This window comes from Blastomonas fulva, from assembly GCF_003431825.1.
Lineage (GTDB): Bacteria > Pseudomonadota > Alphaproteobacteria > Sphingomonadales > Sphingomonadaceae > Blastomonas > Blastomonas fulva.
Map to the genome: position 1 here is coordinate 1601448 of NZ_CP020083.1, position 22458 is coordinate 1623905.

The 22458-nt window shown below is 65.0% G+C and carries 3 protein-coding genes; all 3 read left to right on the plus strand.

Annotated elements, in window-relative coordinates; genetic code table 11:
• The first annotated feature begins 50 nt into the window (after window positions 1-50).
• The 3 genes from B5J99_RS07520 to B5J99_RS07530 all read left to right on the plus strand — a co-directional run bounded on the left by B5J99_RS07520 (window position 51) and on the right by B5J99_RS07530 (window position 22443).
• Window positions 51-764 carry a methyltransferase domain-containing protein gene (locus B5J99_RS07520; RefSeq protein ID WP_117352043.1) on the plus strand — a complete coding sequence of 238 codons (714 nt, stop codon included), beginning with the start codon at window positions 51-53 and terminating at the stop codon, window positions 762-764.
• A 314-nt stretch (window positions 765-1078) separates the two neighbouring features.
• On the plus strand, window positions 1079-2842 hold the full coding sequence (locus B5J99_RS07525) for a ShlB/FhaC/HecB family hemolysin secretion/activation protein (RefSeq protein WP_054136266.1): 1764 nt from the start codon (window positions 1079-1081) through the stop codon (window positions 2840-2842).
• Window positions 2839-22443 carry an MBG domain-containing protein gene (locus B5J99_RS07530; protein WP_117352044.1) on the plus strand — a complete coding sequence of 6535 codons (19605 nt, stop codon included), beginning with the start codon at window positions 2839-2841 and terminating at the stop codon, window positions 22441-22443. The genes B5J99_RS07525 and B5J99_RS07530 overlap by 4 nt, the downstream gene beginning before the upstream one ends.
• Window positions 22444-22458 lie beyond the last annotated feature (15 nt).

Consider the following 22458-nt stretch of genomic DNA (forward strand, 5'->3'; position numbering starts at 1 on the left):
CGTTTTTGGCTCCGGCGCACCGCTGTCCACCCGCAAAGGCCCCCTGTTTCATGATGTCATCGCTCGTCCGCCGCCTCAAGGGCCGCTCTCCAGCCGAAATCATCCGGCTGATCGGGCACAATATCGCCTATTATGCCAGGGAGATGACGCCGCAGGCGCGCGCGCGCAACCGCCAGTTCCAGGCGTTCGACGAAACCTGGGGCACCGACACCTTCGCCATCCGCGAGTTGCACACGCTCGACGTCGATCCTGCGATCGCGGCGCATGCGCGGCGCTACCAGGCCAGCAACGGCACCGACATGCCGGTGTGGTTCGCGGATCTGGACGTCGATTTTGCGCGCACCGTGTTCATCGATTTCGGCTGCGGCAAGGGCAGGGCGCTGCTCCAGGCCGCGCGTTTCGGCTTTGCACGGGTCATCGGGGTGGAGTTCGCGCCCGAACTGGTCGCCATCGCGCTGCGCAACCGCGACATCATGCAGGCCAAGGGCGCACTGGCAGCGCCGGTCGATGTGGCGTGCATGGACGCGGCGCAGTTTGTCCCTCCTGTCGATGCGCCGCTGGTCTGCTATTTCTACGATCCGTTCGACGATGCGGTGATGGCGCCCGTTGCCAACCGGCTGTCCTTGCTCACCCAGCCGGTGACGATCATCTATCTCGAACCCAATTGCGTCGGCCAGTTCCGGCGCTGTGGCGGTTGGAGCGAGAGCCGCAGCGCGGGCACGTTGGTATTGCGCAACGCTGCAGCAATGGCGGGCCAGGCCTGACCCTGCAGCCACTCTGGCCGCAGCCTTGACGCTGGTGGCAATCGGCTTGCGAGAAGGTGGTTCTACTTGCGTTTCCCGCGCCTTGCTGCTTAGTCTCGCGCAGGAAGCGGGGGTTCCCGACATCGGCCAGCTGCGTAGAATCCGGACCGGAAACATGCATGGTTGTACGATCGTCCGATATCCATGGCGTCGTGATCGGCTGGGTTGCCGGTTCATGACAACGTGGAAGCGGATAGCAGGGGCTTCAATCCGACTTTCCGAGATGGGGTCGCACCCTCTCATTTCCCTTCGGGGAGTTGGACGTTGCACCCCGCATGGATTTTCAGCGGATTTTGACATGGGCCGGGATTCTGGCCTCCAGCCGCAAGGCGGTATCGCACAGCTGCACCGCCGGTGCACTGGCAGTCGCGTTGATGTGGCCGACACTGGCTGCCGGCCAGACCTTGCCGGGATCGGTGCGGCCGCCTGCCGGTACGTTCGAGCGCGAGAACCGCGCCGCCGACGTGCCGCTCTCGACGCCCCGCACCCCGTTCACCATCGATCGTCCGCGCACCGATCCCAGCGCGGTGGACGATAGCGCCAAGGTCCGGGTCAACCGCTTCCGCATCATCGGCTTCGATGCCATCTCCGAAGACCGGCTGCAGGCGCCGCTCGCGCCGTTCCTGGGCCAGGAACTGACGCTCGCCGACATCTATCGCGCGGCGGACCTGCTCACCCGGGTCTATGCCGAGGCAGGCTATGCGTTGTCGTTCGCATTGGTGCCCGCGCAGGACGTGGCCGATGGCGTCGTGGTGCTGCAGGTGGTCGAGGGCAGCGTCGATGCCATCGAAATCCAGCTGAAATCGGGCGCGGGTCTGGTTGGCCAGACGCGGCTGACCGACATGATCCGCCGCCGCTTCACGCCGCTGATCAAGCGCGGCCCGGTGATGGTGGACGAGCTGGAACGCGCGATCCTGACCAGCGGCGATCTGGGCGGCATGGATGTGTCGGTGGTGGTGCGCCCGTCCGAAACCACGCCCGGCGCGGCCAACCTGCTGGTGGTGGTCGATCTCGATCCGGTGGTGCTCGAGGCGCAGTTCGACAACCGCATCCGCGACAATCTGGGCGAGCGGCGCTATCGCGCGGGGATCACCGCCAATTCGCTGCTGGTCCCCGGCGACCAGCTGCTGCTCGATGCACGCGCGACGCTGCCGACCGACGGCTTCATCTCCGGCTTTGCCCAGTACAGCGCGCCTATCACCGATGACGGGCTGACCGGGACCCTGTCCTATTCGCGCGCCCGGTCGCGCGCGGTGCGCGGCTTCCTGTCGATCCTCCAGTTCGAGGGCGAGGAAGAGGTGTTCCGCGCCGGGCTCAGCTATCCGCTGCGCCGCACGCGCAACTCCAGCCTGATCGTCGGGCTGGAAGGCACCGCGATCAACTCCGACAGCGGCATCTTCGGCATCACGTTGATCGACGACCGCAGCCGCTTCTACGAGCTGTATGGCAGCTATGACTGGGCGGGCACCGACGGCACCACCGGGCTGGTACGTCTGGGGCTGAGCCAAGGGATCGACGGGCTTGGCGCCACCGGCCGGTTCAACCCCCTGCGCAGCCGTACCCAGGGCGATCCGGAATTCACCGCTGCGACCGCATCTTTGGTGTGGAACGCGCCGCTGGTCGGGACTGCCCGCGTTCGGGTGACAGCAGAGGCGCAGATGGCGCTGCACGGTGGTGCCGCAGCTTCACGCGAGTGCAATTATGGCGGCGACAGGTTCGGCCGCGCCTATGATTATGGCGCAGCCGGCGGCGACCATTGCGTCAATGTCGCGATGGAGCTCAACGACCGGCTGACGCTCGGGCCGGTGACGGTGCAGCCCTTCGTGTTCGTCGATGCCGGCATCTTGCGGCAGCGCGGACGTCTCGATTTTGCCGAGCTGCGAGTCACCGAATTGTGGTCGGCAGGCGGCGGGGCGCGCATCGCGCTGCCTTACGGACTGTTCGGCGAGGTCTATTCGGCCTGGCCGGGCAAGTCACGCTTCACGCCCGATGGCAGCAGCGATCCACGCATCTTCTTCTCGATCGGGGCCACACGATGACTATCATCCGCACCCCCGAACAACGCGCACGCCATTGGGCCAACTGGCAGATCGCGCTGCGCACCGGGGTCGCGGGGCTTGCCATCGTCACCACACAGACTGCGCTTGCCAACCCCAGCGGTGGCAATGTCGTGGCGGGCAATGCCACGATCAATGGCCAGGGCACCGACCGGGTGCGGATCGACCAGTCGAGCGACCGGGTCATCATCAACTGGGACAATTTCTCGATCGGCAGCGGCCAAGGCGTCGATTTCCGCCAGCCGGGCGCGCGCTCGATTGCGTTGAACCGCGTCACCGGGCCCGAGATCAGCCAGATCATGGGCGAGCTCACCGCCAACGGTCAGGTCTATCTGATCAACGGCAACGGCATCGTCTTCGGCAAGGATGCCAGGGTCGATGTCGCAGGGCTGGTCGCGACCAGTGCGGACATCGGCAACGCTGCCTTCATGGCGGGCGGTACGCTGCGTTTCGGGACCCCGGGCCGCTTGGGCGCAAGGGTCATCAACCATGGCACAATCACCGTGCGCGATGCCGGGGTTGCCGCGTTCGTAGCCCCCCAGGTCGCCAATCATGGCATCATCACCGCGCACATGGGCAAGATCGCCTTTGGCGGCGCGCAGGCGTTCACGCTCGATCTGCACGGCGACAACCTGATCCGCTTCCAGGTCGGCGATGCAGTCACCCGTCTCGACGACAAGGGCGCGCTGGTCGATATCGGCGGCGTGGTCGATGCCCGTGGCGGATCGTTGCTGATCACCGCATCCGCGGCCCGCGATCTGGTCAACCAGTCGGTGCGTATCGGAACGCCGCAGGCCGCGAGCATGGAGGTCGGCGCCGACGGCAAGGTTTCGCTGGTCGCAGCAAAGATGACGATCACCGCGCCGGGCGATGTGCAGGTCGGCAGGAATGTCGCCATGGACCTGTCATCCGCCACCAATGCGGTGGTCACAGGCGCTCGCCCGGCCAAGGGCAGCGCAACCAGCAATATCGGCTGGGCCAATGTGATCGATGGCGACGCGAGCGCTGCGCCCGGCACGGCGATGGCCGCGAGCGGAACCGGCGGCACGCTGACGATCACCGCCGCGCGCACCATCCTCGATGGCACGATCAACCTGGATGGCGGCAAGGCCGGCGGCACCGCGCACATCACCGGCAGCGAATTCCTGTCGTTCGGCTCGATCCTGTCGGCCAGCGGCGCCGAAGCGGGCGGCAACATCCACCTCGATGCCGGCGGTTTCTCGCTCGCCGGGCGGATCACGGTCAATGCCGGGCTCGGCAAGGGCGGCAATGTCGATATCCACACCACCCGTCGCGCGATTGACACCGGCGATGCCTTCATCGATGCCAGCGGCCTGCACGGCGGCACCATCCGCTACACATCGGACCAGCAGATCATCTCCTCGGGCAAGTTCCGCGCCTCGGGCAGCCATGGTTTTGGCGGATCGATCGATGTCAGTGCGCCCCGGCTCGATCTGTTCTCGGCGCAATTCTACGCGCAGGGCGGCATCCGCGGCGGCCGAGTGCGGCTGGGCGGCGAGTTCCAGGGCGGCAAGGGCCTGAGCGCCGACGAGCTTCCCAACGCGCGCACGCTGGTGGCAACAGATGCGGTGACCATCGACGTGTCGGCGATCGGCATGCGCGGCAATGCGGGCGAGATCGTTGTCTGGTCGGACGAAAAGACCACCTTCCTCGGCTCGGCGATCGCACGCGGCGGCATGGTCGGCGGCGTGGGCGGGCAGATCGAGATCTCCGGCAAGGAGACGCTCGTCTATCGCGGCACGGTGGAAACCGCGCGGGATGGCCAGCGCGGCGGCAAGCTGCTGCTCGATCCCAAGAACATCATCATCGCCGATGGCAGCAATGCGCCCAGCCAGTACGGGCTGGTGCTGCAGGCGTTTGCCAGCAGCTTCCCGGGTCCGGTCGCGCCCTTGCCGGGGGTTGATTTCGGCGATCTGTTCGGTTTTGGCGTTTCGCTGGATGGTGACCGGCTGGCGGTCGGCGCACCGGGCGATGATGGCGCCGATGGCAGTCTCACCAATGTCGGCGCGGTGTATCTGTTCACCTTTGCCGATACCAGCTTTGCTGCGCCGGTGCTGAGCGCTGTGGTCGGTTCGGGCTATACGGGCGGCAGGAACCTCTCGGTAGGCGGGCTTGAAGCCGGCGACCAGTTCGGCTTTTCGGTTTCGCTGACTGGTACGCGTCTCGCAGTAGGTGCGCCGTTCGATGATGGTTTGAACAACGCCGCGCCGGATTCGGGCGCTGTCTACCTCTTCAGCTTCCTCGACCTTGCCTTCAACGCGAGCAGTACGCTCGGCGTGCTGGGCGCTGGCTATGGCGGCACTGCAAGCCTCGATGTTGTCAATGTGGAGGCGGGCGACCGTTTCGGAACGAGCGTTTCGCTTGATCGCGTCGGTAATCGGCTGGCGGTGGGGGCCAGCCATGATGATGGCGGTTCGAACACGGCGACGGATTCGGGCGCGGTCTATCTGTTCAGCTTCACCGATGCCCAGTTCAGCGACCCGGCGGTCGAATCGATCATCGGCTTCAACTATTCGGGCGGCAAGAACCTGTCGGTCGGGCAACTCGTGACGGACGACCTGTTCGGCTATTCGGTGTCGCTTGAAGGCACGCAGCTGGCGATTGGTGCGCCGGGCGATGATGGCGACAGCGGCAGCGCAACCGATGCCGGTGCGGTGTATCTCGTCAGCTTTGCCGATGCGGCGTTCAACTCTCCCCTGGTCGAGGGCATCATCGGCTCAGGCTATCTGGGGAGCAAGGATTTCAACGTCCCCGGCTTTTCGGAGGACCGTCTGGGCGATTCGGTCTCGCTCAACGGCAATCGCCTTGCGGTAGGCGCACCCTTTAACGATGGGGTCTCCGCCGGACTGTTCAACAACGGCGCGGTCTATCTGTTCACCTTTGCCGATACCAGTTTTTCGAGCCCAGGCCTTGCGGCCATCATCGGCGGGGACCATGGCAGTCTGGGTGGCCGAAACCTCAGCATTCCCCAGCTGAGCTTCAACGACAACTTCGGCAAGGTTTCGCTGGATGGCAATCGCCTCGTTGTCGGTGCGCCCAGGGACGAGGGACGCAACAACAATCTCGGCAATGCAGGCGCGGCATATCTTTTCACCTTCGAGGACGATGCGTTCAACACCGGCCGTCAGGTCGGAATTCTCGGCGCAGGCTATTTCGATTTCAGCGGCCTCTCGCTGCTCGGCACCGGGCTGGAAGAGCAGGACAATTTCGGCACCGCGGTGTCGCTCGACGGCAGCCGGCTGGCGGTGGGTGCGCGGTTCGATGATGGCGCGGGCAACGCCAGGATCGATTCCGGTGCGGTCTATCTCTTCACCTTCGGCGATGCGCAGTTCAGCGCGCCGGTGCTGCAGTCGATCATCGGATCGGGCTATTCCGGCGGCAAGAACATCTCGGTCGGGAGGCTCGAAGCCGACGACCTGTTCGGCAGCTCGGTCTCGCTCGATGGCTTGCGTCTTGCAGTCGGCGCGATCGGCGATGATGGCACCACGATCTTTCAGGGCGATGCCGGCGCGGTCTATCTGTTCACCTTCGAGGATGCATCGTTCACCGGCGGCGGATTGGCGCGGCTGCTCAACTTCGAAAGTTTCTCGGGCGGCGGCATCAACGCCTCCAGCTCGTTTTTTGGCAGCGCGGTAGCGCTCGACGGCAATGTCATCGCGGTGGGCGCGCAGGGCGACCCCGGCTTTGGCGGCTTTGATTTCGAAGCGGGCGCTGTCCATATCTTCGATCTGGGCGACCCGATGTTTGCCGCCACACCGCAGCTGCTGACAACGCTCGGGCAATCCTACAGCTCGGGTGCCGGGGTCAGTGTCGTCGGTCTTGAGGCCGGCGACCGGTTCGGCACGGCGGTGTCGCTCGATGGATTGCGGCTGGCGGTGGGTGCGCCAAACGACGCTGGCGCCTTGACCCCGATCACCAACGCCGGTGCGGTCTATCTCTTCACCTTCACGTTGAGCGACTATAGCGACGCGACGCTCGCAGCCACGCTGGGCACCGGCTACACCGGTGGCAACAACTTCGATACCGGCAGCGGTCCGCTTGAATTCTTCGGACAGTCGGTCGCGCTGCAGGGGCTGCAGTTGGCGGTCGGGGCAATCGGCGATGCGGGCGCAAGCGGCCTGGAGCCGGGCAGCGGCGCGGTGTATCTGTTCAGCTTTGCCGACAGCGCCTTTACCAATCCGGTCGAGGAGGGTCGGATCGGTGCGGGCTATCTCGGGTCCAAGGATTATTCGCTCAACCTGAGCGATTCCGATGGCGGCTTCTTCTTCGGCAGCGCGGTTTCGCTCGATAGCGGGCGTCTGGTCGTGGGGGCGGCCACCAGCAGCGGGCGCAACAGCAGCGCGGCCGGTTCCGGCGCCGTCTATCTGTTCACGTTCGGCGACCCGGCCAGTTTCTTCGACGCCCGGCTAGTCGACGTCCTGGGCTCGGGCTATCAGGGGTTCAGCAATTACACGGTCCCCGGGCTCAGCGATGGCACTATCCATCAGTTCGGCACATCGGTCGCGCTGGATGGCCTGCGGCTCGCGGTGGGCTCGGCAGAAACTCCCGACACCACAGGGGGGCTCAATACCGGCGCCGTCTATCTTTTCAGCTTTGCCGATGACGCATTCGGCGCACCCTTGCTCGAAGGAATCATCGGGCTGGGCTATAGCGGCGGCAAGAACGTGTCTGTCGCCACGCTCGATTCTGGCGACCGCTTTGGTGAAGCAGTCTCGCTGCGCGGCAATCGGCTCGCGGTCGGGGCCTCGCTCGACGATGGAGTCAGCAACACCGTGACCGATGCCGGTGCGGTCTATCTGTTCACCTTTGCCGATGCCCTTTTCAGCGGTGGCACCCTGCAGGCCACCATCGGCGCCGACTATGTCGGCGGCAACAACCTCAGCCCCGCCAATATCAACACCGGCGACAGTTTTGGCGCGTCGGTTTCGCTCGACGGCACGCGGCTGGCGGTCGGCGCTCCCCAGGATGGCGGCGACGACGATCCGTTTACCAATGTCGGTGCGGTCTATCTGTTCACCTTTGCCGACACCCAGTTCACCGGCGGCGCGCTCGCGGCGATTGTCGGATCGGGCTATGGGGGCGGCAACAATCTGTCGATCGGCGCGCTTGCCGGCGGAAACCAGGATCGCTTTGGCAGCGGCGTGGCCCTGCAGGGCACGCGGTTGCTTGTCGGCACCCCCGGCGATGATGGCAACGCCAATTCGCTGGGCGATTCAGGCGCGGTCTATGTCATCGATTTCGCCACCACGGCATTCACCGGCGGGACGGTATCCGCGCTGATAGGCAGCGGCTATACCGGCGGTACCAATGTCGATGTCACCGCACTGTCCCTGGGTGACCGCTTCGGCAGTTCGGTCGCCATCGATGGCCAGAAGATCGCCGTGGGCGCCGTTCTGGACAATGGCGCAGGCGGCGCAGTGCCGCTCAGCGGCGCGGCCTATCTGTTCACCGATATCGCGGGGACTTACACCCTCGCGCAGCGGATCGGCGCGGGATACACCGGGGCGGGCAATCTGTCGCTGGGCGGGCTGGATGGCGAGGACCGGTTCGGCAGCGGCGTAGCGCTCAGCGGCAATCGCCTGGTGGTGGGCGCACCCGAAGATTCCGGGGTGTTCAATACCTCCGGCGGACTGGGCGCGGTGTATCTCTTCACCTTCTCGGACGATGCCTTCAACAATCTGGCGCTCGCAGGCACGGTGGGTGTCGGGTACGGCCCGCAGCAGAACCTGTCCGTAGGCCAGGCCACTGATGCCGAATTTGGCAGTGCCGTTGCGCTATCGGGCACCCGGCTGGCGATCGGCTCGCCCTTCGATCGCGGCTTCAGCGGCGATTCGCTGGGTCTGGGGGCGGTATTCCTGGTCACCTTCAACGATGAATTCTTCTCGGCACCGCAGCTGCGCGGGATCATTGGCGAGGGCTATACCGGCGCGGGCAACTTCGACGTCAGCGTGCTGGACATGGAAGATTCCTTCGGCAGCGCGCTGGCCATCGATGGCCTTCGCCTGGCCATCGGCGCGCCACTCGACGATGGCTTCAACAACGCCACCACCGATTCAGGTGCGGTCTATCTGTTCACCTTCGCCAACACCGCGTTCGGCTCGCCTGTGCTCGAAGCGCGCATGGGCGCGGGCTATACCGGGTTCAAGAACGTCGATGTTGCCGGCCTTGAAGCCGGCGACCAGTTCGGCTCGAGCGTCACCCTGCGGGGCAACCAGCTTGCCGTCGGCGCGCAGGCGGACGATGGCTTCAACAACCTCGCCAGTGATTCCGGCGCGGCCTATCTCTTCACCTTCACCTCGTCGATTTTCAACAACGGCACGCTCGAGGGCATCGGCGGCGTCGGATATACGGGCGGCAAGAATTTCTCGGTGGCCGGGCTTGCCGCGGGAGACTTTTTCGGCAGCGCTCTGGCCTTCACCGATTCAGGCGAGGGGCTGGCGATCGGCGCCTCTCAGGACGATGGCGACGGCGACAGCAATGGCAATTCCGGCGCAGTCTATCTGTTCGACTTTGCCGACACGGTTTTCTCCAGTGCATTGCAGCTGGCCACGATCGGCTCCGGATACAGCGGCCCCAACGACCTTTCCATCGCGACGCTGGGAACCAACGCCAATTTCGGAGCGGCTCTCGCCGTGTCCGGCAGCAAGCTGGTGGTCGGAACGCCAGGCGATTTCGGGGTGTCGGGCGGGGGCGTCGATGTGGGTGCCGCCTATCTCTTCACCTTCACCACCCCCGACCTGGATGGCGCAAGCCTTTCGGGGAGGATTACCGCCGGATCGATCGATGCCAGCAACCTGTTGATCGACGGGCTGAACACCGATGGAAACCGTCTGGGCAGCAGCGTTGCGCTCGACGGCAACCGGATGGTGCTCGGCGCTGCCGGCAACGCTGGCAATATCAGTACCCCGTCGGCTGGGGCGGTCTATCTGTTTACCTTCAGCGACGATGTGTACAACGACCTTGTCCAGGCCGGCACCCTGGGCTCAGGCTACGCCATGGGGCGGCCCGCTTCGCTCGCCGCGCAGGGCATCGGACCCGAGGAGCGGTTCGGCGCGGCAGTCTCGCTCGACGGGCTGCGGCTGGCGATCGGCGCGTCCGATGATAATGGAGCCTCCAGCCTCAAGCCACTCTCGGGCGCGGTCTATCTGCTCAGCTTCGCCGATCTCGCGTTCGGTGCGCCTGTGCTCGAAGCGGTCATCGGCAGCGGCTATGGCGGCGGCAAGAACCTCTCTGTCGCAGGCCTTGACGCCAGCGACTTTTTCGGCAGCGCGGTATCGTTGCGGGGCACGCAGCTGGCCGTGGGCGCAAGCGGTGACGATGGCGCTGCCAACAGCGCAGCCGATGCCGGCGCGGTGTATCTGTTCTCGTTTGCCGACCTCGCCTTTGGCGGTGCCGAGCAACGCTCCATCCTGGGTCAGGGTTATGCCGGCGGCAGCAATCTGGGCGTGGCAGGACTTGCGGCGGGTGACGGCTTTGGTTCATCGCTGTCGCTCGACCAGCAGCTCGGACGTTTCCGGCTTGCCGTCGGGGCACCGAACGATGACGGCCAAATCGATGATCGTGCAGATATCGGCGCGATCTATGTGTTCAGTTTCGTCGATGATCTGTTCAACGCGCCCGCCGTTGCGGTGCGGATCGGCCGGTACAGCACTGGCCTGGATGTCGATATCTCGGGTGGCGACCAGGGGTTGAGGCCTGGCGACAATTTCGGTTCCGCCGTCGGCTTGAGCGGCCTGCGGTTGGCCGGCGGCGCTGCGGGCAACAATGGTTTAGGCAACGCCGCTGCAGACAGCGGCGCGGTATATCTGCTGACATTCGCCGATGCCGATTTTGGCGGGGTCAATCTTCGAGGCATCATCGGCCGGGACTATGATACGCCGGGAAGCGCATTCAACATCGCGACGCTGGACACCTTCGACGGGTTCGGCGGCGCATTGTCGCTCGACGGCAATCGACTGGCCGTCGGCGCGCGGGGCGATGACGGCTTCACCAATGGTCTGCCCGATCCGGGGGCGGTGTATCTGTTCAGCTTTGCCGATGGGTCGTTCGGCGGAGCTGTGCGCGAGGCGACGATCGGCTCCGGCTACACCGGTGGCAAGACCATCGCTGTCCCGTTGGATGCATTCGATCTGTTCGGCACCTCGGTCTCGCTGGACGGCAACCGGATGGCCGTGGGCACGCGTCAGGATGACGGGCCGGGCAACACGCAGACCGATACCGGCGCGGTGTATCTGTTCACGTTCGATGACGCGCAATTTGGCGGTGGCCTGCTGAAGGGCTCCATCGGTGCAGGCTATCGCTCGTCCGTCGGGCTGGATCTGGCAGCGTCCGTTACGCCCACGGTCGTGCAGGTCGGCAGCGGCGATAGTTTCGGCACAGCCGTGTCGCTCGACGGCAACCGGCTGGCGATCGGCGCGCCGGATGATGACGGATCGATCGATGGGCTAGGCGATTCCGGTGCGGTCTATCTGTTCACCTTTGCCGATGCCAATTTTGGCGGCGCCACGCTGCAGGCCACCATCGGCCATGGCTATGTCGGCGGCAAGAACCTGTGGCCGACCGAAATCGGCGCGGGCGACCAGTTCGGCTTTGCGGTGTCGCTCGATGGCAACCGGCTCGCAGTGGGAGCCCCGCGCGATGATGGTGCCTCTGATGCCCAGTCGAATGCGGGCGCGGTCTATCTGTTCAGTTTTACCGATCCGCAGTTCGGCGGTGGGTTACTGGAGGGAATTGCGGGTATAGGCTACACGGGCGGCAAGAACCTGTCCGTCGCCGATCTGGAGGCTGACGACCGTTTCGGTAGCTCGGTGTCGCTGGATGGCAACCGGATGGCGGTCGGAGCGATCGGTGACGATGGTTCGCTCAACCCCCCGACCTCCGGGCGTGAAATCGGGGCGGTGTATCTGTTTTCGTTCGCCGGGGCCGAGTTCCAGTCTGGCTCCCTGCAGGCCATTTTTGGCCTAGGCTTTGAGGGCGTCGTCAACGATCGCGATATTCTGCTGGACGACGGAGACGCATTCGGCTGGTCCGTCTCGCTGGATGGCACCCGACTGGCTGTCGGCGCGAGGGGTGATGATGGTAACTCAAACGGCCTGTCCGATTCTGGCGCTGTCTATCTTTTCACGTTCGATGATCTGGATTTCAATGGTGGCCTGCAGCGCGGCATCGTGGGCGCAAGCTATAGCGGGCCGGGCGATGTCGATACGGTGCTGACGCCGTTCGGTTTTGCGAGTGGCAGCTTCTTCGGCACGTCGGTGTCGCTCGATGGCAACCGGCTGGCCATCGGCGGGCCTGGAATAAACAGCGGCGCAAGCAGCCCTCCCAATTCTGGCGCGGTCTATCTGCTGACTTTCACCGACAGCATTTTCGGTGGCGGAAGTATTGCCGAAATCCTTGCCAGGGGGGCGGATAATTTCGGCGCGAACCTCGATTTCGATGTCGAGCTGGAGGATGCCGATGCGTTCGGCACTTCGGTGTCACTGGACGGCAACCGGCTGGTTGTTGGCGCCAGGGGCGACGATGGCTTCGGCAACGGCGCAGCGTCGACCGATTCTGGCGCGGTCTATCTGTTCACCTTTGCCGATACCGATTTCAGCGGTGCGCAGCTGCGCGGTACCATCGGCGCGGGCTATACCCGCGGTCTGGGCACGCCGGTTGCAGGGGTCGGGGAGTTCGACGCATTCGGCACCTCGGTTTCGCTCGACGGCCAGCGGCTGGCCATCGGCGTTCCGGGCGATGCCGGTTTTGGCAACAGCCTGACCGAATCGGGCGCGGTCTACCTCTTCACGTTCGTGACAACAGATTTCGAGTTCCCCATCCTCGAAGGTGTCATCGGCAGCGACTATACCGGCGGCAAGAACCTTTCGGTTCCGGAATTGCGTGCCGGGGCGCGGTTTGGCAGCTCTGTTTCGCTGTCGAACCTCACGCTGGCTGTCGGCGCCACCGGCGACCGCGGCTTCGACGACGATGCCCCTGGCGCAGGCGCGGTCTACCTGTTCGGCTTCGACGACGACACCTTCAATGCCCCCTCCCAGCTCGCGATCATCGGCAAGGACTATGCTCTCGGGGCGAATTTCAACCTCGCGCTCGACAATGACGACCTTTTCGGCTGGTCGGTATCGCTCGACAGCGACCGGCTGGCCGTCGGCGCGACCGGCGATGACGGGGACGCCAACGGCACGCAGGAAACAGGTGCGGTCTATCTGTTCGATGTGGCGGCCGGTGTGCCCGGTCTCATCGGGACTATCGGACGCGGATATACCCTCGGCGCGAACGTCGATACCAGTGCCTTTGCTGGCGTGGGTGATTCCCTCGGCAGTGCGGTCGCGCTCAATGGCACCCGGCTGGCGGTCGGTGCCTTCTTCGAAGACGGTTCCGGAGATTCTGCCAATATGGCAGGCGCAGTCTATCTGTTCACTTTTGCCGATACGGCCTTTGACGGCGGTACGCTGGCAGGCACGATCGGTGTTGGCTATGACCTGACCCTTCCCACCTCGACCGCCAATGAACTTCTGGGAAGCGCGCTCTCGCTCGAGGGCAACGTGCTGGCGATCGGCGCTTATGGGGACTCAGGGTTTGCGGACGATCGACCTCAAGCCGGCGCGGTGTATCTGATCAGCTTTGCCGATGCGGCTTTTGCCAATCCGTCGCTGTCGGCCATCTTCGGGCGGGGCTATACCGGGGGCAGCAACGTTGCGGTTGCGGGTCTGGATGCCAACGACCTTTTCGGCAACGGCGTATCGATGAATGCCGGGCGGCTGGTGGTTGGCGCGTCGGGGGATGATGGCCCGGAAAATCAGATCATCAATTCCGGCGCGGTCTATTTCTTCGACCTCGACGGGGTCTCGCCCGATGCACTCGGCCTCGGGTTCGGCGATACGCCGGGCGCGGATGTCACGATCACCCCCACCGCGCTGGTCGACATCCTGGCGGGCGGCACCGCAGTCGAGCTGCAGGCCAACAACGACATCACCGTCGGCAGCGCGATCCTGGTCAGCGCAGGCGGGGCGGGGGGCAACCTGACCTTCCGCGCAGGCCGCTCGATCCTGATCAATGCCGGGATCACCACCGATGGCGGCAATTTCACCGCCGTCGCCAATGAATTCCTCTCGGGCGGCGTGGTCGATGGCTTCCGCGATCCAGGCGATGCAGTCATCACCTTCGGCCCGGGCGCATTCATCGATGCAGGCTCGGGTTTTGCGAGCCTCCGGATTGTTGCCGGTGACGACAAGTCGTTCTTCGACAGCGGCGCGATGACCATCGGGTCGATTACCGCGAGCAGCATCGTCCTGCAGAACCTGGGCGTCACCGGCAATCGCGCGGTCACCCTGGATGCAGACGCCCTGCTCACCGCTAGCGCCACTGGTGATGCGGTGCTGATCGAGAGCGACATCTTTACCAACAGCGCAGGCGCGGGGGTCTTCAACCTGACCGGCGGCGGTCGTTTCCTGATCTATTCCAACGATTATGATGTCATCGACCGCGGCGGGCTTGTCGGGAACAACCTCTACAACAACGTCTCGCCGAGCGGTTTCGCGGGCAACCTGTTCATCTTCGCGCGCCAGCCGGTGCTGACCTTCACCGCCGACGATGCCACGCGCACATACGGCCAGGCGCCTCCCGGTTACTCCTTCAGTTTCAGCGGGCTGGTGAACGGCGACAGCGATACCTATGCGTTTTCAGGTGCGCCGAACCTTTTCGACACCCTTTCTGCGGGCAGCGGCGCCGGGATCGACACGATCTTCATCGATCAGGGCACATTGTTGTCCGATGTCGGCTACGACTTCGACTTCGTCAACGGCGCGCTGACCACGCTGCGCGCGCTGCTGACCGTGACCGCCAACGACGCCACCCGCACCTATGGCGATTCCAACCCCATGTTCACCGCGAGCTTCTCGGGCTTCGTCAACGGCGACGATGCCTCGGTGGTTTCCGGGCTGAACTTCACCACCCTGGCGGACGAATTCTCCGACGTCGGCACCTACAGCATTTCGCCGTTCGAGGCCTTTGCTGCCAATTACGATTTCGATTACATCCCCGGTACGCTGACGATCACCAAGGCGCTGCTCACCGTGACGGCGGACAGCGCCACCCGCGGATATGGCCTCGCCAACCCCGCGTTCACGGGCAGCATTACCGGCTTCCGCAACAGCGACGACGACAGCGTGATCTCGGGGCTGGTATACGGAAGCGCCGCCACGATCACGTCGAACGTCGGAAGCTTCGCGATCACCGGATCGGGTGCGAGCGCGACGAACTACGACTTCAGCTATGTTCCGGGCACCCTCACCATTACCCGCGCCCTGCTGACGGTGACCGCGGACAACGCCACGCGCGAATATGGTCTCGCGAATCCGACGTTCACCGGCAGCATCACCGGGTTCCGCAATAGCGACACAGCCAGCGTCGTCAGCGGCCTGACCTTTGGGAGCACGGCTGTGCTCAACTCGGGTATCGGCACGTACAGCATCATTGGCTCGGGCGCGACATCGACCAATTACAACTTCAGCTATGTGCCCGGCACGCTGACCATCACGCGGGCCTTGCTCACCGTTACGGCCAATGATGCAAGCCGCGAGTATGGGCTCGCCAACCCGACGTTCACCGGATCGATCAGCGGCCTGCGCGCTGGCGATACCGCGAGCGTGGTCAGCGGGCTCGTCTACGGGACAACGGCAACGGTCGCCTCGAACGTCGGAACGTTCGCGATCACGGCCTCGGGCGGAGCTGCGGCGAACTACGATTTCTCTTACGTTCCGGGCACGCTGACCATCACGCGTGCGCTGCTCACTGTCACTGCCAATGACGCGACCCGCGAGTACGGCCTCGCGAACCCCACGTTCACCGGCAACATCACCGGCTTTCGCAACTCCGACACCGCCAGCGTGGTTTCGGGCCTCGTCTACGGCAGCGCAGCGACGATCGCCTCGAACGTCGGAACGTTCGCGATCACCGGATCCGGTGCGAGCGCGACGAACTATGACTTCGCCTATGTGCCCGGCACGCTGACGATCACGCGCGCACTGCTGACAGTCACCGCCAACGACGCAACGCGCGAGTACGGCCTGGCCGATCCTGCGTTCACGGGATCGATCACAGGCTTCCGCAACGGCGATACGGCCAGCGTGATCTCGGGCCTGACCTATGGCAGCACCGCGGTGCTCAACTCGGGCATCGGCACGTACAGCATCATTGGCTCGGGCGCGACATCGACCAATTACAACTTCAGCTACGTGCCCGGTACCCTGACCATCACGCGCGCCCTGCTCACGGTCACCGCCAACGACGCGACCCGCGAGTATGGGCTGGCCAATCCGACGTTCACCGGCTCGATCAGCGGCCTGCACGCGGGGGATACAGCGAGCGTGGTGAGTGGGCTGGTCTACGGGACAACGGCAACGGTCGCCTCGAACGTCGGAACGTTCGCAATCACGGCCTCGGGCGGAGCTGCGGCGAACTACGATTTCTCTTACGTTCCGGGCACGCTGACCATCACGCGTGCGCTGCTCACTGTCACCGCGAATGATGCGACCCGCGAGTACGGCCTCGCGAACCCCACGTTCACCGGCAACATCATCGGCTTCCGCAACTCCGACACCGCCAGCGTCGTATCCGGCCTCGTTTACGGCAGCGCCGCCACGATCGCCTCCAACGTGGGAACGTTCGCGATTACCGGCTCGGGTGCCACCGCGACCAATTACGACTTCTCGTACGTTCCGGGCACGCTGACGATCACCCGCGCGCTGCTGACAGTCACCGCCAACGACGCAACGCGGGAGTATGGCCTCGCGAACCCGGCCTTTACCGGCAGCATCTCTGGCTTCCGCAACGGCGATACTGCCAGCGTGATCTCGGGCCTGACCTATGGCAGCACCGCGGTGCTCAACTCGGGGATCGGCACGTACAGCATCGCTGGTTCAGGCGCGACATCGACCAATTACAACTTCAGCTACGTGCCCGGCACGCTGACCATCACGCGCGCCCTGCTCACGGTCACCGCCAACGACGCGACGCGCGAGTATGGCCTGGCCAATCCCACGTTTACCGGCTCGATCAGCGGCCTGCGCGCTGGCGACACCGCGAGCGTGGTTAGCGGGCTCGTTTACGGCACCACCGCAACCGTCGCCTCCAATGTCGGCACGTTCGCGATCACCGCCTCGGGCGGCGCTGCGGCGAACTACGACTTCTCGTATGTTCCGGGAACGCTCACGATCACCCGCGCCCTGCTCACCGTCACGGCCAATGATGCGACCCGCGAATACGGCCTCGCGAACCCCACGTTCACCGGCAACATCACCGGCTTCCGCAACTCCGACACCGCCAGCGTCGTATCCGGCCTCGTCTACGGCAGCGCAGCGACGATCGCCTCCAACGTCGGGACGTTCGCGATTACCGGCTCGGGTGCCACCGCGACCAATTACGACTTCTCGTACGTTCCGGGCACGCTGACGATCACCCGCGCGCTGCTGACAGTCACCGCCAACGACGCGACGCGCGAATATGGTCTCGCGAACCCGGCCTTTACCGGCAGCATCTCTGGCTTCCGCAACGGCGATACTGCCAGCGTGATCTCGGGCCTGACCTATGGCAGCACCGCGGTGCTCAACTCGGGGATCGGCACGTACAGCATCGCTGGTTCAGGCGCGACATCGACCAATTACAACTTCAGCTACGTGCCCGGCACGCTGACCATCACGCGCGCCCTGCTCACGGTCACCGCCAACGACGCGACGCGCGAGTATGGCCTGGCCAATCCCACGTTTACCGGCTCGATCAGCGGCTTGCGCGCAGGCGATACCGCGAGCGTGGTTAGCGGGCTCGTTTACGGCACCACCGCAACCGTCGCCTCCAATGTCGGCACGTTCGCGATCACCGCCTCGGGCGGCGCTGCGGCGAACTACGATTTCAGTTATGTGCCGGGCACGCTGACCATCACGCGTGCGCTGCTCACTGTCACTGCCAATGACGCGACCCGCGAATACGGCCTCGCGAACCCAACGTTTACCGGCAACATCACCGGCTTCCGCAACTCCGACACCGCCAGCGTCGTATCCGGTCTCGTCTACGGCAGCGCCGCCACGATCGCGTCGAACGTCGGAACGTTCGCGATCACCGGCAGTGGCGCCACCGCGACGAACTACGACTTCTCCTACGTACCCGGCACGCTGACGATCACGCGCGCCTTGCTCACCGTCACCGCGAATGATGCGACCCGCGAGTATGGCCTGGCTGATCCTGCCTTTACCGGCAGCATAACCGGCTTCCGCAATGGCGACACGGCCAGCGTGATCTCGGGCCTGACCTATGGCAGCACGGCCGTGCTGAACTCGGGGATCGGCACGTACAGCATCGCTGGTTCAGGCGCGACATCGACCAATTACGATTTCAGCTATGTGCCCGGCACGCTGACCATCACGCGGGCCTTGCTCACCGTTACGGCCAATGATGCAAGCCGCGAGTATGGGCTCGCCAACCCGACGTTCACCGGATCGATCAGCGGCCTGCGCGCGGGGGATACCGCGAGCGTTGTCAGCGGGCTCGTTTACGGCACTACGGCGACAACCGCCTCCAACGTCGGAACGTTCGCGATCACGGCCTCGGGCGGCGCAGCGAGCAACTACGACTTCTCGTATGTTCCGGGTACGCTCACGATTACCCGCGCCCTGCTCACCGTCGCCGCAAATGATGCGACGCGCGAGTACGGCCTCGCCAACCCCACGTTCACCGGCAACATCACCGGCTTCCGCAACTCCGACACCGCCAGCGTCGTATCCGGCCTCGTCTACGGCAGCGCCGCCACGATCGCGTCGAACGTCGGAACGTTCGCGATCACCGGCAGTGGCGCCACCGCGACGAACTACGACTTCTCCTACGTACCCGGCACGCTGACGATCACGCGCGCCTTGCTCACCGTCACCGCGAATGATGCGACCCGCGAGTATGGCCTGGCTGATCCTGCCTTTACCGGCAGCATAACCGGCTTCCGCAATGGCGACACGGCCAGCGTGATCTCGGGCCTGACCTATGGCAGCACGGCCGTGCTGAACTCGGGGATCGGCACGTACAGCATCGCTGGTTCAGGCGCGACATCGACCAATTACGATTTCAGCTATGTGCCCGGCACGCTGACCATCACGCGGGCCTTGCTCACCGTTACGGCCAATGATGCAAGCCGCGAGTATGGGCTCGCCAACCCGACGTTCACCGGATCGATCAGCGGCCTGCGCGCTGGCGATACCGCGAGCGTCGTCAGTGGGCTCGTCTATGGCACCACGGCAACAACCGCCTCCAATGTTGGCACGTTCGCGATCACGGCCTCGGGCGGCGCAGCGAGCAACTACGACTTCTCGTATGTTCCGGGTACGCTCACGATTACCCGCGCCCTGCTCACCGTCACCGCAAATGATGCGACGCGCGAGTACGGCCTCGCCAACCCCGCGTTCACGGGCAGCATTACCGGCTTCCGCAACAGCGACGACGACAGCGTGATCTCGGGGCTGGTATACGGAAGCGCCGCCACGATCACGTCGAACGTCGGAAGCTTCGCGATCACCGGATCGGGTGCGAGCGCGACGAACTACGACTTCAGCTATGTTCCGGGCACCCTCACCATTACCCGCGCGCTGCTGACCGTAACCGCCAACGACGCAGCACGCGAATATGGTCTCGCGAACCCGACGTTCACCGGCAGCATCACCGGGTTCCGCAACGGCGACACGGCCAGCGTCGTCAGCGGCCTGACCTTTGGGAGCACGGCTGTGCTCAACTCGGGTATCGGCACGTACAGCATCATTGGCTCGGGCGCGACATCGACCAATTACGATTTCAGCTATGTGCCCGGCACGCTGACGATTACGCGGGCCTTGCTCACCGTTACGGCCAATGATGCAAGCCGCGAGTATGGGCTCGCCAACCCGACGTTCACCGGCTCGATCAGCGGCCTGCGCGCTGGCGATACCGCGAGCGTGGTCAGCGGGCTCGTTTACGGCACTACGGCGACAACCGCCTCCAACGTCGGAACGTTCGCGATCACGGCCTCGGGCGGCGCTGCGGCGAACTATGACTTCAGCTACGTGCCGGGCACGCTCACGATCACGCGCGCCCTGCTCACCGTCACCGCGAATGATGCGACGCGCGAGTACGGCCTCGCCAACCCCACGTTCACCGGCAACATCACCGGCTTCCGCAACTCCGACACCGCCAGCGTCGTATCCGGCCTCGTCTACGGCAGCGCAGCGACGATCGCCTCGAACGTCGGAACGTTCGCGATTACCGGCTCGGGTGCCACCGCGACCAATTACGACTTCTCGTACGTTCCGGGCACGCTGACGATCACCCGCGCGCTGCTGACAGTCACCGCGAACGACGCCACGCGCGAATATGGCCTCGCGAACCCGGCCTTTACCGGATCGGTCACAGGTTTCCGCAATTCGGACACCGCCAGCGTCATCAGCGGGCTGGTCTATGGCTCGGTCGCCGCAATCGGCAGCGATGCCGGGGCTTATGCGATCACCGGATCGGGTGCGAGTGCGACGAACTACGACTTTGCCTATGTCCCCGGCACGCTCACGATCACCAGGGCGCTGCTCACCGTGACGGCCAACAATGCCACGCGCGCGTACGGGCTTGCCAACCCGGCGTTCACCGGCAGCATCTCGGGCCTGCGCAGCGGCGACAGCGCGAGCGTTGCAGCGGGCCTTGTTTTCGGTTCCGTCGCCACGACCGGCTCCGACGTCGGCAGCTATGCAATCACCGGCAGTGGCGCCACCGCGATCAATTATGACTTCGCCTATGTTCCGGGAACGCTGACGATCACGCGCGCGCTGCTCACAGTCACCGCCAATGACGCGACGCGCGAATATGGCCTGGCCAACCCGGCCTTCACCGGATCGATCAGCGGCCTGCGTGCGGGCGATACCGCAGGCGTGGTCAGCGGCCTCGTCTATGGCAGCGCGGCGACAGTCGCATCGAACGTCGGCACCTTCGCGATCACGGGTTCCGGTGCCACCGCGACCAATTACGACTTTGCCTATGTTCCCGGCACGCTGACGATCACCAGAGCGCTGCTGACCATCAGCGCGGACCACAAGAGCCGCGAATATGGCCTGGCCAATCCGGCGCTGACCAGCACGATTGTCGGCTTGCGCAATGGCGATACCGCATCGGTTGTCAGCGGACTGTTGCTGGCGACCGGCGCCACCCTGGGATCGGGCGTCGGCAGCTATGCCATCGGTATTTCGGGGGGCAGCGCGCTCAATTATGACTTTGCCTATGTCCCCGGCAGCCTGACGATCACGCCCGCGCCGCTGAGCGTGACCATCGACAGCAAGACCCGGGTCTATGGCACGGCCAATCCGGTGCTGACCGCCAGCATCTCGGGGCTGCGCAATGGCGATACCGATGCGGTTGTCTCCGGCCTCAGGTTGCGCACCGGCGCGATTGCTCGCAGCGATGTCGGCGACTATCTGATCACCGGTTCCGGGGCGGTCGCCGCCAACTACCGGTTCGATTACGTGCCCGGCACGCTGACGATCACCAAGGCGCTGCTGCAGGTCCGCGTCAACAATGCCAGCCGTGAATACGGTCTCGCCAACCCCGAATTCAGCGCGTCGATCACGGGCTTCCGCAACGGCGACCGCGCCAATGTGGTGAGCGGGCTGGTGTTCGGCACCCCCGCCACGATCGGCTCCGATATCGGCTCCTATGCCATCACCGCATCGGGAGCATCGGCGCTCAATTACGACTTTGTCTATACGCCGGGGCGGCTGACCATCGATCAGGCACGGCTGCTGATCACCGCCAACAATGTGGTGATGCATCAGGGCAATGGTGATCCGGTGCTGACCGTGAGCTATTCGGGGCTGCGCAACGGGGATACCGGGGACGTCGTCACCGGCCTGGTGCTGCGCTCCACCGGCGGTGGCACCGCAGCCCCCGGGCAGTATGTCATCAACGCCTCGCGCGGGACCGCGCGCAACTACCAGATCACCTATCGCCCCGGGGTGATGACCGTGCTGCCGCCGATCGTGCCGCCTGCGCAGGACCCGCCGGGCACCGGTGGCGGCCCCAATCCGCCAGCCGCCAATCCTCCGGCTGCCAATCCCCCTGCCGGTACCCCGCCAGCGGGCACCCCGCCAGCGGGTGCACCGCCTGCAGGCACTCCGCCCGTCACCGATCCGCCGGGCACATCGGCGCCGGTGACGCCGCCGCCGCCCGGCGGGGGCACGAGCGTCGCTGATCCGGTGGCCGTGGCCCCGGTCGGCACGGCCGCTCCCTCTCAGCCGCCATCGGCAACGCCTGTCGCGGCGCCGATTGCCGTCATCACCATGCCCGGCCAGGGCAGCGTCAGCGTCCCGGTTCCGCCTGACAGCACCGCGCCGCTGCAGGTCCTGCAGGGGCTGGCTGCAACGCTGCCGGTGCTGATGGCGCCCCAAACCCGTCCGGTGGACGCAGCAGCGCCTGGCACCCCGTCGCGCGACGGTGGACAGCGCACCGGCTGTACGTATATCAGCCTGTGCTCTGCTGCGCCGACGCCCCTTTGGACCTTCCAGCCAGCCCAATGAAGAAAGATTGATCCG